The following is a 13,278-nucleotide window of genomic DNA, read 5'->3' on the forward strand; positions in this document are numbered from 1 at the left end:
CTCAAGGCACGCTTTGGCTGGAGGTACAGGATGCGCGCAATGTTGTTGGCCTTTTCGCTGGCGCTTTGGAGTTGTGGCACGACCACGCCGTCGCCACCCTCGGGCGGGACCGCGAGCTTGTCGCCGCAGCGGGCGACGTGGGACGAGACGGTGACGGTGACGCTACCGTGGAGCGCGAGCGGCGTATCGGCGACCGTGGGTGGAAAAGCGGCGGCCGTGCGGGCGACGTCGCCGACGACGGTCGAAGTGCGCGTCCCGAGTGACGTGTGGGGCGGTCCGCAGGACGTGGTCGTGACGGACGGAGCGCGCCGTGAGACTTTGAACCTCACGGTGCTCGGCGCGGACGTCGTGGCGAGCGGCGGCAACACGGTGATCGTCCTCGTGGAGCGCGGCGCGGCGGACACCTTGGCGTCGAAGTACTCGAAGACGCCGCTCGCGTTGCCGAGCGGCTCGGCGCTCGTGAGCGGCAAGACGCCGCTCGGATTCGGCAACGGCCCGTGCGGCCAGACGCTGCTGCAACTGCAAATCGCGCCGAGCGGGCCGAGCGTCGGCTTGGGTCACCTGCTCGACGAGCTTGCCACCGAACTCGGCCGGGCGGTCGGGACGGCGGCGGTGCTCGGCATCGATCCTCGCTCCGGTTGGCCCGCGAGCGCCGCCTCGTCGTTCGAGGGAGACGTGACGGCGCCGCGCCCGCTCGTCGTCTCGGCGCCCGCTTCGTTCAGCGGACAAGGCGTCACGATCGCCGTGCTCGACACGGGCGTCACGCCCCTCTCGTTCGGGAACCGCTACCTCTCGGCGCTCGCGCGGGACTTCACGAGCTCCGTCGGTTCGGCCACGACGGACCCGTTCACGAGGACTTTGGGCAAAGACGTCGTGCAAGGTCACGGCAGTCCGATCGCGGCGCTCGCGGCGGACGGCAAGATCGGCGTGGCAACGAGCGCGAACGTCTGGCCGCTGAAAGTGTGCGGGCCGGACGGACAGTGCCAGTTGGAGAACATCATTCGAGGCGTGTGCGCCGCCACGACCGGTCAGTTTCCGGCGAACCGCGTCGTCCTCAACCTCAGTCTCGGCAGCGACACTCCCAGCGAGATTCTGTACACGGTCCTGCAAGACGCGGTCGCGCGCGGCGCGCTCGTCGCGGCCGCGGCGGGCAACGCGTGGAACGAGCGAGGCACGCGGGCGGGCGCGTTGTATCACTACCCGGCGGCTTTCTCGGGCGAGAGCGGCTTGCCGAGGTACACACGGACCTACGCGCCGCCGTTCGCCACGATCAAAGGCGTCGTGGGCGTGGGCGCGCTTCGAGGCGACGGTTCGACCTTGACGGCCGCGAGCTTCTCCGAGCGGGGAGATTTCGTGGGGCTCTCCGCGCCGGGCGGCAACGTGTCCAGCCTCGACCCGAACGGGCTGGAGGGTCGCTACGTCGGCACGTCGTTCGCGACAGGCGTGGTGTCGGGCGCGCTCGCCGCGTGGCGTGAAGCGAGACCGGCGGCGACGCCCGAGAGCATCGTCGTCGAGGCGCGCCGCGCCGCGTGTACGGCGGCGTGCGGCGTGTCGGGAAGTACGTCGGACGTCGGATCGGGACTCGTGCGGGCGCCGTGACGTTCACTCGGCGAGGCCGTGGTCGCGCACCTTCGCGCGCTTGTCGGTCTTGTCGGGCAGTTGGCTGAGTACCATCGCCAGCACGACGAGCGCGCCGCCCGCCAAGCCGCGCAGACCGACGCGCTCCTTGAGCAGCAGGAACGAGAAAACCGACGCCGTGACGGGCTCGAGCGCGTAGATGATCGCCGCTTCGGGCGCCGTCACGCGTCGCTGCCCGACCGTTTGAAGGAAGGTCGTGAAGGCGGTCGCGACGAGCCCGAGGTACAACAAGGGAAGCCACTGGTCCGCGCCGCTCGGCACGATGGCGCCGCCGCTGAAAATCGCCCAAGCCCAGCACAACAAGCCCGTCGCCGCGACCTGCACCGCCGTGAGCTGCAACGACGCGTGTTCGGCGGCGAGCTTCTCGAGCGCCAAGATGTAGCCCGCGTAACTCAAGGCGCACAGCAGCACCCACGCGTCGCCGATCACGAGCGCTCCTCCTTCCCACGACAGCAACCCGATCCCGGCGAGGGCGAAGAAGGCCGCGCCCCACAAGCGCACCGAGAGCTTTTGCTTCGCCGTTCCTGCCAACCACAGCGGCACGAGCACGACGCTGAGTCCCGTGATGAACGCCGCTCGGTTCGCGCTCGTCGTTTGCAGCCCCAGCGTCTGCGACGCGTATCCGATCGTCAGCCAGACGCCGAGTACGAATCCGTCGCGCCACAACAGCCGCGTCGTGCGAAGCAAGAACGGCACGAGAACGACCATCGCGAGCGTGAACCGCCAAGCCAGCAACGTCGCCGGGGCGAGCGTGTCGGTCGCTCCCTTCACGATCGGAAAGGTGCTTCCCCAGACGACGGTGACGAACACGAGCAAGACGATCCCGAGGGCGTGAGGCGACATGACGGCTATTCTAAGGGGCATGGCGATTTTCGATTCTCTGCGCATCGGCTTCGGCGAGGACGCGCATCGACTCGCGCAAGGTCGGCCGCTCGTGTTGGGCGGCGTGGCGATCGCGAACGCCGAGCGAGGCGCGGTGGCGCACAGCGACGGCGACGCGTTGCTGCACGCCCTCTCGGACGCGCTGCTGTCGGCGCTCGCGCTCGGAGACATCGGGCAGCACTTTCCGGACACGTCGCCCGAGTGGAAGGACCTCGACTCCACCGTGATTTTGCGTCACGTTCTCGACCTCGTGTCCCAGCGTGACTTCACGCCCGTGAACGTCGCGGTGACCGTGACGCTCGACCGCCCGAAGCTCGGGGCGTCGAGAGCAGAAATCGCGGAGCGTGTCGCTCAACTGCTGCGCTTGACTTCCGACCGCGTCGGGGTGACCTTCAAGACGTCGGAAGGCCTCGCGCCCGATCACGTGCAGGCCCGGGCGACCGTGCTGCTGGCGAGGAGCGCGCCGTGACGTCGCCCGGCACGTCGGCGTTGTCCGTCGTGCTGTTCGAGCCGGAGAACGCCGGGAACGTCGGGAACGTCGCGCGTACGTGCGCGGTGCTGGGCGCCGAACTGCACCTGATCCGCCCGTTCGGCTTTCGCCTGCACGATCCGCAGTTCAAGCGGGCGGGCATGGATTACCTTCGCTCGGTGCGCCTCGTGGAGCACGCCGACTGGGAAGCGTTCACGGCGACGCTTGCGCAAGGAGCGCGACTGTTCGGCTTCACCACGAAGACCGATCGCCCTTACACGTCCGTGCGGTACGAGCGCGGCGATTACTTGGTGTTCGGGCCGGAGTCGCGCGGTTTGCCGGCGTGGTTGCGCGACCGCCTTGACCTCGTCACCTTTCCCATGCCGGGTGAGGGGCGCAGCCTCAACCTTGCCGTGGCGGCGGGCATCGGAGCGTACGAGGCGATGCGGCAATTGCACGGCTGGTGAACGCGGGAACCTTGATAAAGAGAATTGTCAGAAGAGTGTGAGAGTCGAAGGTATATTCATGATCGTTGAGGAGAGTCGATTGATGCATATACCACGATTTAACCGTCCGAGCCGAATACTGGCCACCTTGCTGCTCGCGAGCGTCGCGAGCGCTCAACAAAGCGCGACCGAGGTCGTGATTTCCGAACCGAGCGGAAACGGCGCGTTTCGCTCGAACTTCGCGGGATTCGTCATTCAAGGCGCGTCGCCCCTCGACAACGACGACGCTCGCCGCTCCGCTCGCGAGTTGCTGTCGATGTCGCAAATCTCCTTGTCTTTGCGCGGTTCGAAAGCCGATCACGGCTTGTGCCAAGCGAACGCCGTCGAGGCGATGCAACTTCCCGACGGCCAAGAGTCCTTCGTGCTCTTCCGCGCGGACGCCAAAGATCAAGGCTTCGCCTTCGACGACATCTCGCTCGACAGCAACGGCGAGAAGGGCCTGATCTTCTTCACCCTCAAGAAGTCGGGACGTGAACTGCTGGGCTTGTGGACGGGCGGACACGGCGACAAAGTGCTGACGTTGTGCCGCAGTCGCTGAGGCGACCTGCGACCAAAGAAGACCGCCCCCACGGGGGCGGTCTTCTCGGATGTTCGTTACGAGCGAGGAATTACTGCAGGCGGTTGAGATTGACGGTGATCGTGCCGCCGTTGACGACTTGCACTTGCGAAACGCCCGCCGCGTAACCCGGCGCGACCAAGACGATTTGGTAATCGTCACGGTTGAGGGTGAGGGTAAGGGCGCCGTTGCGAATCACGCCTTGCTCTTGGCCGTTCACGAAGACGCGGGCGCCGTTGACGTTGCTGCGAATCGTGAGGGTGGCGCGCTGAGCTTGCAGCGTGACGTTGACGTTGACCGTGACACCCGCACGCACGGTCACCGTTTGGTTGATGTCGGTGTAGCCGGGCGCGGAGATGCGCACGCGGTACGTGCCTGCCGCGAGGTTGGGGAAGGTCGAGCCGCTGTCGCCGACTTCACGGTCGTTGATGTACACGGTCGCGCCCGGAACGTTCGTGTTCACGGTGATGCTGCCTGTACGCGCCGGGGCTTGAGGCGCGACGACGTTGTAGGACGCCGTGTCGGTCGTCCACGTGTTTTGCGGGATGGGCGTCACGACGATCGAGAGGGCCTGCGCGAGGTTCTCGCTGCCGCGCACCGTCACGGTCGCGAAGCCTTGGTTGGTTTGCTCGGCGCGGAATTGGCTGATCTGATCGAGGTTGAGGGGCGTGCGGCTCGCGAGGGCGAGGACGCGGTTGACGCCCGCCGGGCCGGCGACGTCGAGCGAGTACTGCGGGTTGTTGGCGCGCGGGAATTGACGAGTTTCGCCCGCACGAACGAGGTTGTTGTCACCCGAGTAGCGGTTGGGGAGAATCTGGTCGATTTCGCCGTTCACGCCGACGTTGAAGAGGTAGACGTAGGCGTCTTGGTTCGTCGTGACGAACAGGCGGATGCGTTCGCCGATCGCGTAGTTCGGCGTGCTTTGACCGCTGGGGTCCTTGTCGGTCCAGACACGGACGCTCAAATCGGTCGGCGTGGGGTTGACGATGATGCTTTGAGCGCTGATGCGAGGTTGCGCGAGCGCCGCCGTTGCAAGCGCCATGGTTCCCAGTGCAAGAATCTTTTTCATGTCTCGTCCTCCGAGAAAAAGGGTAGCCCGCGCTAGATGACGCGCAATGAACACCTCTGCAGAAAGCCTTTAGGCGCTGTCAGGCTGTCATCAGCGCCCTGACGCTCGCGTCAGCCCCGCTCCTTCACATCAAGTGCCGATGATCGGCCAGCATGCAACGGTCCTGCACGACTTGGATTCCTGCGTTCACCAGAACCCGCGCGACGTCGTCGTTGCGGATGCCGAGCTGCAGCCATACCGTCTTCGGCTTCGGACGCATCGCGAGCATGTCCTCCAAGTGCTCGCTCACTTTGTCGCCGCGTCGAAACACGTCCACGACGTCCACGGATACGTCGATGTCGGCGAGCGAAGCCACCGCCTTGTGTCCGAAGTAGCTTTCGCCGCGCTCGGCGAGCGTCGGATTCACGGGGATGATGGTGTAGCCTTGGCGATGCAGGTATTCGGGCACGTAGTGCGCCGGCTTGGTGTCGTCACGGTGAAACCCGAGGACCGCCACGACCTTGCTTTCGCGCAAGACGTTCACGATGTCCGAAGTGGTGGTCAGTTCTCTCATCGGGCGCCTCCCAAGGTCGCGAATGCCGAGACGGCGGCGTGAAGCGTCGAGTCGAGCTCGCGCTCGCCGTGCGCGGCCGAGACGAAGATACTTTCGAATTGGCTGGGCGCCCAGTACACGCCGCGCACGAGCATCTCGCGAAACCAAGTGGCGAACGCCGCCGTGTCCGAACGCGCCGCCTCGTCGTAGCGGGTCACGGGTCCCGCTTGAAAGAATCCCGTGAGCATCGACCCGACGCGGTTCACGGCGAGGGGCACGCCAGCCTCGCTCGCGGCGCTCGCCAAGCCCTCTGCGAGCTTCGACGTGTACTCGTCGAGTCGCCCGTAAATGCCCGGATCGCGTTCCAACTCGCTCAGCACTGCCAGACCCGCCGCCATCGCGAGCGGGTTGCCGCTCAGAGTGCCCGCTTGGTACACGGGCCCTTGCGGGCTCACGAAGTCCATGACGTCCGCTCGACCGCCGTACGCTCCGACGGGAAGGCCGCCTCCGATGATCTTGCCCCAGCACATCAAGTCGGGCTCGATGCCGAGCACGCCGCACGCGCCTTTGAGGCTCAGCCGAAAGCCCGTCATGACCTCGTCCGCGATCAGCAGCAAGCCGCTTCGCTTCGCGTCGTGCAGGGCCGCGCGAAACTCCGGGGTGGGAATCAACACGCCCGCGTTGCCGACGACGGGCTCGAAGATGATGGCCGCGATTTCGTGCCCGCGCTCGGCCACGAGGCGGCGCAAGCCCTCGGGATCGTTGTAGTCCGCGACGAGCGTGAGGCTCGCGTACGCGTGAGGCACGCCCGCCGACGACGGAGCGCTTCGCCCCAGCCCGTCCGCGTTCGTCATCAAGCCGCTGCCCGCCTCCACGAGAAGTCCGTCGGCGTGTCCGTGGTAGTTGCCTCGGAACTTCACGATGAAGTCGCGGCCCGTGAAGCCTCGCGCGAGGCGCAGGGCGCTCATCGTCGCTTCCGTTCCGGAGTTCACGAAGCGGACCTTCTCGGCGCCCGTGAGCTTCGTGACGAGTTCGGCGAGACGCACCTCTCCCTCGGACGGCGCGCCATAGCTCGTGCCGTTCGTGAGGGCGTTCGAGATCGCTTCGCGTACCGCCTCGTGGTTGTGGCCGAGGATCATGGGACCCCACGAGCCGATGTAGTCGATCATGGCGTGGCCGTCGACGTCGATGAGGTACGCGCCGTGCGCCCGCTCGATGAACCGAGGCGTGCCGCCCACCGCTTTGAAGGCCCGCACGGGCGAGTTCACGCCGCCCGGCGTCACCTTCTTGGCGCGCTCGAAAAGCGCGTCGGACGCGGCCGTTTCAGGAAGGGAAGTCGTCTGCACGCCCTCACCTTACCGTGGGCCGCCGTGAGGAACGGCGAGGAGGGTCACGCGGTCGATTTCACGTTCACGCCCGTCACCAGCACTTCGTACTTGCCCGTCACGTACACGCGGAATCCGTGCTTTTGCAGGTGACGCCGCACGAGCGCGACGTCTTTGACGAGCAGGGATAGGTCGGGCTTGCGAAAGTTCAGCAGGCGCGCTCCGTACGACACCTCGCCGCCGAGGTACCGGCAATTCGGAAAGCCGAGGATCACCGATCCGCTCGGCTTGAGGTGGTCGCGCAGCAGGACGCGGAACACGCGGTCGGTGTCGACGCCGGGGCTTTGCAGGACCGAGAGGGCCACGACGAGGTCGAACGTTCCGAGCGTTTCGTCGGGCAAGTCGTTCACGTTCAACACTCGGAAGGCATGCTGCGGAAAGCGGCGTCGAGCGAGCTCCAACGCGCTGTCGTCCACATCGACCGCGACGACGTCGAAGGCCCGGTCGGGAAAGGCGAGGTCGAGAAGCGCCAACTCCCGGCCGCCGTTCACGCCAAGGTGCAACACCCGCGCTCCTGACGCGAGGGGCACGCGGTGCAGGGCTTCGAGCATGTCGTCCAGGAACAGCGGGTCCTCGAGTTTATCGACGCGCTGAAAGTCGCTCAGGGCGCCGTAGCGGCCCGCCGAACGGTCACGACTCGTCCGCTCGACAAGGTCGAAGCGCAACTCCACGAAGTCGCCATGCGAGACGGGCGTGAGGAAGCGGCACTCCAATCGGTCGGCGAGGTCCACCCACACCGAGTACGGTCGGTGCTTGCCGACCGACGTCTCCTCGCCGGGATAGCGTCCGTCGCCGAGGTCGGGGTTCGGCACGAGGAAGCGCGCCGCGCCGTCACGCGCCAGCAGATCGCGAAGGCGCGTGACGACGACGTGCATGGATTCGAACGTGAAGCGCGGAAGGATTATGCCTCGCCCTCCGACGGCTCGTCCGCTTCCTCTTGATTCGCCGCGCCCTTGGGCTTGCGAAGCACGCCGGAGTCGCGAACCTTGCCCGAGAAGCGCCGCGTCGCTTCGGCGAACATCGGATGGGCGCGCACGCTCGCCGCCGCGTTCAAGCGAGCAGCTTCGCGGGCGTTCACGGGCGCGGCGGGTCGCGGCGTGGAGACTTTCGGCGTGGGCGGCACCTCCTCGCTCAGCGCATCCCACGTCGTCTCGCGCAGCGGCGCCTTGCCCAGCGGCGCTTCGAGAGGCGCGTCGTCCCACACGGGTTCTTGCGAGAGCGGCTCGGGGTCGTACGTGACCGCCGGGGACGCTTCCCACGGGGCGGATTCGGCAGAAGGCGTCGTGGCGGTCGCAGGCGCCGAAACGGGCGGAGCGGCGCTCGGGACCGTCACGGCGGGGCCGCTGGGGCGCGGCGCGCTGCGGCTTCGCGTTGGGGTGAAATCCGGCAGGTCGTCGAGTGACTCCGACGGGGGTGCGGCGATCGTGGAACGCGCGGGCGTCGCGCGGGGCTCGGACGGCGTGGAAGGAGCAGGCTCGATTTGGGGAAGCGGCGCGGCCTCCGCAGAGGTGACGAAGGTACTCGGCGCGGCCCGAGCGGCCCCGCCCGAATTACGAGCGGACTTTTTTTTCGTGCCGTCGGGCGTGACGAGCTCGAAGTCCACGGCGCCGAAGACGCGCTCCACGATCGCCGCGACGTCCTCGAACTTGTCGAGGGTCTGCTTGGCGTGAAACTTGCTGCGCTCGTCGAACGACACGAGGACCGACGCGCCCTCCACGCTGACTTGGGCGGGCTTCAGAAAGGCGCGCAGTTGCACGTTCGCTTGCCGCAAAACGTCCGCCCACGATCCTTGCGGCCTCGGCGCCTCGGTCGGCGCTTCCCGAGGAGCGCTTCTCGGCGGGGCGCGGCGAGCGGCGGGTTCGAAGTCCGGTACGTCGGCGCTCGCCACGGCGGGCTCCGGGGCCACGCGCGGAGCGCTCCTCAAGGCGGCGAGTTCCCGCTCGATCTTCGCGAGGCGCGTTCCGACGTCGGAAGGGACGCTCGCTGCGGAAGTGGAGGTCGTTGCGCCGACCGCCGCGTCGCCCGCCAGCAGAGCGTGCGTGAGGGCGAGCTCGAGGCTCAGCAAGTCCGCCGAGCGCGCGAAGCGCGCTTCCTGCTCGTCGAGGGCCGCTTGAAGCTTCAAGAGCCGCCCGAGTTCGGCGCCCTCGATGCGCTCGCCCGTGCCGAGCCCGAGCGCGGCGTGAATGGCTTCGCGCAACGCGGTCTTGAGGCCGTCCACGACCGTCCTCGCCGCGTACCCCTCGCGGTACAATTCGCTCGCGCCCGCGAGCAGGGGCTCGACATCGCCGAGGGCGAGCGCGCGCGCCATGAACAGCGTGCGCTGCGACGGCGGCAAGCCCAAGGCGGCCTCCACGCCCGGGCGCGTGACGTCCTCACCTGCCGCGAGCATGCGTTCCAAGAGGCTCTCGCCGTCACGCATCGCGCCGTCCGCGAGGCGTCCGATCAAGGCGAGGGCGTCCGGCTCGGCGCGCACGCCTTCGCCTTCGCAGATGCGCGCGAGCTTTCCGGCGATCTCCGTTTCGCTGAGGCGCCGAAAGCGGTAGTGCTGGCAGCGTGACAAGATCGTCGGCAGGATTTTCTCGGGCTCGGTCGTGGCAAGCACGAAGATCACGTGGGACGGCGGCTCTTCCAGCGTCTTCAGCAAGGCGTTGAAGGCCGCGCGGGACATCATGTGCGCCTCGTCGAGGATGTAGATCTTCTTGCCGCCTCGCATCGCCGCGAGGCCGACCTTTTCGCGCAGTTCGCGCACGTCGTCCACGGAATTGTTGCTCGCCGCGTCGATTTCCAGCACGTCCGGATGCGAGTTCGAGCGAACCGCCATGCACGAGGAGCACTCGCCGCACGGCTTCACGCCGTCGCGTTCGCAGTTCGCCGTCATCGCGATGAGGCGGGCCGTCGTCGTCTTGCCGACGCCGCGCGGTCCGCTGAACAGGTACGCGTGACCGACGCGGCCGCGTTCGAGAGCGGCGCGCAGCACGTCCTTGACGTGTTCTTGGCCGACCACCTCGTCCCAGTGGACGGGACGGGCGCGCTGGTAGATGGCGCTCACTGCGGGCGACTCCGGAAGACGAACTTCACCGATCCAGTTTAGCGCAGACCGTAGGACGGCGGGCGCCCGAAAGCAGACGTGCGACGTGCCTCCCCGCGCGGGGCGCGTAGGGCCGTCGCGGCCGAAGTCACCGCGCGCCGCTGAGGGCGTCGAGATCGCGGGCGATGCGTTCGAGCGCGCCGCCCGCCCCGATGCGCTCGCGGCCCGCTCGTGACGCGGCGTCGTACGCGCGGTCGTTCGTCACGAAGCGTCGTACCGCGTCGGCGACCGCGTTCGGTTGAGCGTCGACGAGGGTCAGGGCCTCGCCGAGCAGGCGCTTCTGACGCCGCGCGAAGGTCGCGACGAACTGCGGACCGAGCGTCGGAAAAGCCACCACGGGCACGCCGAGGCCGGCGAGTTGTTCGGACGCGGTGCCCGCCGTCCCAATCGCGAAGCGGGCCGCTCGGGCGACGCTGCCGAAGGCGCCGCGCAGCACGGTCACGGTCGCGCCACCTTTGGAAAGGTGAACGGCCGCGTCCCCGAGCGGCTCGGTCGTCCATCCAGGCAAGTCGGGCAGGGCGCTCAGCGGTCCCGCCCACGCGACGACCGCGCGAAGTTCCCTCAGGCGAGCGGCGGCCTCGAGCATGATCGGCAAGCTGGAGATCGCGTCGCCTCGGCTGCCCGGCAGGAGCGCGAGGACGGGCCGATCATCGAGCAGGACGCTCAAGTCACGCTCGGGTTCGGGCAGGACGTCCATCGCGAACGACCCCAGGTAGCGTGCGGCGACCCCGCGCCGTCTCAAGTGTGCCGCGGACGCTTCGTCGCGCGTGAAGACGCTCCAAGCGCGGCGTTGAAGCGCTACTTCCGGCGGCAAGAAGACGTTCGCGCCGAGCGCGTTGAGTTCACGCAAATGGTCCGCGAGCGTCAAGCGTTCGGCGTAGCGGACGGTGACGAGCGGTTGGAGCTGCACGAGCGGTCGGCCCGCGCCCGAGGCGAGCGTTGCGAGCAGCAGCGCGTACGCGTCCCCAACGCTCACGACGACGTCGGCGCTTCGGGCCGCTCGCGCGCCCGAAGCGAGCTGCCGAAACGACGTGCCGATGAGGCCCGCTGCCAAGTCCGCCCGCAAGTTCGGGAAGCTCGCGAAGGGAAAGCCGCCCGACGGCAACGCGAGGGGCGGCCCGAGAACGTGGGCGACGCTCGCGTACGCCCGCCCTTCGCCGACGAGCGGCAACGCGAGAACGTCCGAGCGAAGGAAAGCCGCGAGCTTCGCGCCGATGAGATCCTCGGCGGTGCCGTTCGAAACGATCAGCACCCGCCCCGCGGGCGCGCGGGTCAAGGTTCGAAAGAGTCCTGGAAGGCGTAGCGATCGCCGCGCACCCAGTAATTCACGTACGACACGCGCCGCGCGCCGCTGTAAGTCGTGCGGCGCAACAAGAAGGCCGCCGTGCCGATCGGGACGCGCAGCAAGTCCGCTTCCTCTTGGCGCAGATTGACGGCTTCGAGCGTCTGCTCGACGCGCGTCAGGCCGAGTCCCAGCTTGCCGACGAGCACCTCGTGGATGCTCTCGACGGCGAGGTTGTGCGTCAGCAGTCCGGGCGCGATGGCGGCGTTGATGTAGCGCTTCTCGATGACGAGGGCCTCGTCGCCCGCGCTGCGCAGGCGATGCACGAACGACACGGGATCGCCCGGTTGCACTTGCAGCACGATCGCGATTTCCGGAGTGGCGGCGACTTCGGTGGCGCGCAAGACGACCGTGCGGTGGTCGGGGTGACGCGCCCACTCCTTGAAGGGCCGCACGCGAAACATCCCTTGTCGGAAGCGCTTCCCGGTCGGGAAGGTTCCGGCGCCCTGGACGCGGTACACGTACCCCTCGCGTTCTAGCTCGTCGATCGCCCGGCGAGCCGTCATCCGCGAGACGTCGAACTCACGCGCGAGTTGAGGCTCGCTGGGGAGGGGTAGGCCTTCCACGTAGTGCCCTCCGAGCAGACGCTCCTTGAGGGTGGTTTTGATGAGGGGGTATTTCGCCACGGTGCCTCCGAAGAATGAGAGAGCCTTAACGGGATCTTAGTGGGCACACTATACAAGCTGTCCAGATGACCGGTGTGAGACACGCACGATCAGCCGCCGATGTGCGACATTTCGATTTTGCGCCGCGCCCCGACCTCGAAGCGTTCCTCCGAGTAGCGATCCTTTCGTCCCGACCACACCTCGCTTAACAAGGTGAACAACGCGTCGTCGTCCGCGCCCGCCCGAAGAAGCGAGCGGAAGTCCGTTCCGTCTGACGCGAACAGACAGGTGTACAACATCCCTTGCGCCGACAAGCGCGCCCGCGAGCAATCACCGCAAAACGGCGCCGTCACGCTGGAGATGAGCCCCAATTCGCGTCCCTGAGCGTCACGGTAGCGCGCGGCGACCTCGCCCTTGTAGTTCGCGTTCGTCGCCTCGAAGCCGCCTCCAAGCAAGTCCAGCACTTCGCGCGACGGCACGACCTCCGTCATGTCCCAACCGTTGTGGTTGCCGACGTCCATGAACTCGATGAACCGCACGACGTGCCGGTCCCTCAAGGCTTCCCACAAAGGACGCAGCTCCTGCTCGTTCGCACCGCGCTGCACGACCGTGTTGATCTTCACGCCCAAGCCCGCGTCCAACGCCGCCTCGATGCCCCGCAGAATCCGCTCGGGATGCACGCCAAGGCCGTTCATGCGCCCGAACACCTCGGGATCGAGCGCGTCGAGGCTCACGGTGACGCGCGCCAAGCCCGCCTCGCGAAGAGGCGCGGCGAGCGACGGCAGCAGCAAACCGTTCGTCGTGAGGGCGATGTCGTCCACGTCCTCGATGCCTCGCAAAAGCGCCACGAGCTCGGGCAAATCGCGGCGCAGCAACGGCTCGCCGCCCGTGAGGCGAAGCTTTCGCACGCCGCCTCGCACGAACACCCGCGCGACGCGCTCGATCTCCTCGAAGCTCAGCAACTCGCTTTTCGGTAAAAAGGCGTACTGGGGTCCGAAGACCTCGGCGGGCATGCAGTACGTGCAGCGCAAGTTGCAGCGATCCGTCACGGAGATACGCAGGTCGCGAAGCGGGCGGCCCAGCGCGTCGTGCAGCGTCGTCCGAGAAGGCTGGGAAGTCACGACACCTTTATAGCGGCTTTACGAAGAGCCAACCAAGAACAAAACGACTATCGTCGAGCGCCTCGCCCCGCGGAAGTTCGCTACG

13 protein-coding genes are annotated in these 13,278 nt (G+C 67.4%); 4 read left to right on the forward strand and 9 right to left on the reverse strand.

Going from position 1 to position 13,278, the window contains the following annotated elements:
- Positions 1-30: 30 nt before the first annotated feature.
- Positions 31-1,599, forward strand: a complete 1,569-nt coding sequence (locus DES52_RS03240; protein WP_110885347.1) for a S8 family serine peptidase — start codon at positions 31-33, stop codon at positions 1,597-1,599.
- Between the two features lie 3 nt (positions 1,600-1,602).
- Here the strand turns inward: DES52_RS03240 and DES52_RS03245 are convergent, their stop codons facing one another.
- Positions 1,603-2,481: a DMT family transporter gene (locus tag DES52_RS03245; RefSeq protein WP_110885348.1), complete on the reverse strand. Its 879-nt coding sequence runs from the start codon at positions 2,479-2,481 to the stop codon at positions 1,603-1,605.
- Between the two features lie 19 nt (positions 2,482-2,500).
- Here DES52_RS03245 and ispF point away from each other — a divergent pair, with 19 nt between their 5' ends.
- The 3 genes from ispF to DES52_RS03260 all read left to right on the forward strand — a co-directional run bounded on the left by ispF (position 2,501) and on the right by DES52_RS03260 (position 4,033).
- A complete protein-coding gene (ispF, locus tag DES52_RS03250) occupies positions 2,501-2,989 on the forward strand; it encodes a 2-C-methyl-D-erythritol 2,4-cyclodiphosphate synthase (RefSeq protein WP_110885349.1) in 489 nt (162 codons plus the stop codon).
- Positions 2,986-3,456 (forward strand): tRNA (cytidine(34)-2'-O)-methyltransferase, encoded by a 471-nt coding sequence (locus DES52_RS03255; protein ID WP_170130872.1) that lies wholly within the window; start codon positions 2,986-2,988, stop codon positions 3,454-3,456. The genes ispF and DES52_RS03255 overlap by 4 nt, the downstream gene beginning before the upstream one ends.
- Before the next feature lie 127 nt (positions 3,457-3,583).
- A complete protein-coding gene (locus DES52_RS03260; protein ID WP_110885350.1) occupies positions 3,584-4,033 on the forward strand; it encodes a hypothetical protein in 450 nt (149 codons plus the stop codon).
- 70 nt (positions 4,034-4,103) lie between these two features.
- Here DES52_RS03260 and DES52_RS03265 read toward each other — a convergent pair whose 3' ends face one another.
- From DES52_RS03265 to moaA, 8 genes are all read right to left on the reverse strand, one after another.
- The gene (locus tag DES52_RS03265; RefSeq protein ID WP_110885351.1) at positions 4,104-5,120 is read right to left on the reverse strand and encodes a PEGA domain-containing protein; all 1,017 of its coding nucleotides are present in this window, start codon (positions 5,118-5,120) and stop codon (positions 4,104-4,106) included.
- 124 nt (positions 5,121-5,244) lie between these two features.
- Positions 5,245-5,673 (reverse strand): CoA-binding protein, encoded by a 429-nt coding sequence (locus DES52_RS03270; RefSeq protein WP_110885352.1) that lies wholly within the window; start codon positions 5,671-5,673, stop codon positions 5,245-5,247.
- Entirely contained in the window at positions 5,670-6,998 is a 1,329-nt protein-coding gene (gene hemL, locus DES52_RS03275; RefSeq protein ID WP_110885353.1) for a glutamate-1-semialdehyde 2,1-aminomutase, read from the reverse strand. The genes DES52_RS03270 and hemL overlap by 4 nt, the downstream gene beginning before the upstream one ends.
- 44 nt (positions 6,999-7,042) lie before the next feature.
- Complete coding sequence (locus DES52_RS03280; protein WP_110885354.1) at positions 7,043-7,912, reverse strand: class I SAM-dependent methyltransferase; 870 nt, start codon at positions 7,910-7,912, stop codon at positions 7,043-7,045.
- Positions 7,913-7,938: 26 nt separating this feature from the next.
- On the reverse strand, positions 7,939-10,086 hold the full coding sequence (dnaX, locus tag DES52_RS03285) for a DNA polymerase III subunit gamma/tau (RefSeq protein ID WP_110885355.1): 2,148 nt from the start codon (positions 10,084-10,086) through the stop codon (positions 7,939-7,941).
- 127 nt (positions 10,087-10,213) lie between these two features.
- Positions 10,214-11,401 (reverse strand): lipid-A-disaccharide synthase-related protein, encoded by a 1,188-nt coding sequence (locus DES52_RS03290; RefSeq protein WP_110885356.1) that lies wholly within the window; start codon positions 11,399-11,401, stop codon positions 10,214-10,216.
- Positions 11,398-12,093, reverse strand: a complete 696-nt coding sequence (locus DES52_RS03295) for a GntR family transcriptional regulator (RefSeq protein ID WP_110885357.1) — start codon at positions 12,091-12,093, stop codon at positions 11,398-11,400. The genes DES52_RS03290 and DES52_RS03295 overlap by 4 nt, the downstream gene beginning before the upstream one ends.
- A gap of 89 nt (positions 12,094-12,182) precedes the next feature.
- Entirely contained in the window at positions 12,183-13,193 is a 1,011-nt protein-coding gene (moaA, locus tag DES52_RS03300) for a GTP 3',8-cyclase MoaA (RefSeq protein WP_110885358.1), read from the reverse strand.
- Positions 13,194-13,278: the final 85 nt, after the last annotated feature.

This window comes from Deinococcus yavapaiensis KR-236, from assembly GCF_003217515.1.
GTDB classification, from domain to species: domain Bacteria; phylum Deinococcota; class Deinococci; order Deinococcales; family Deinococcaceae; genus Deinococcus_A; species Deinococcus_A yavapaiensis.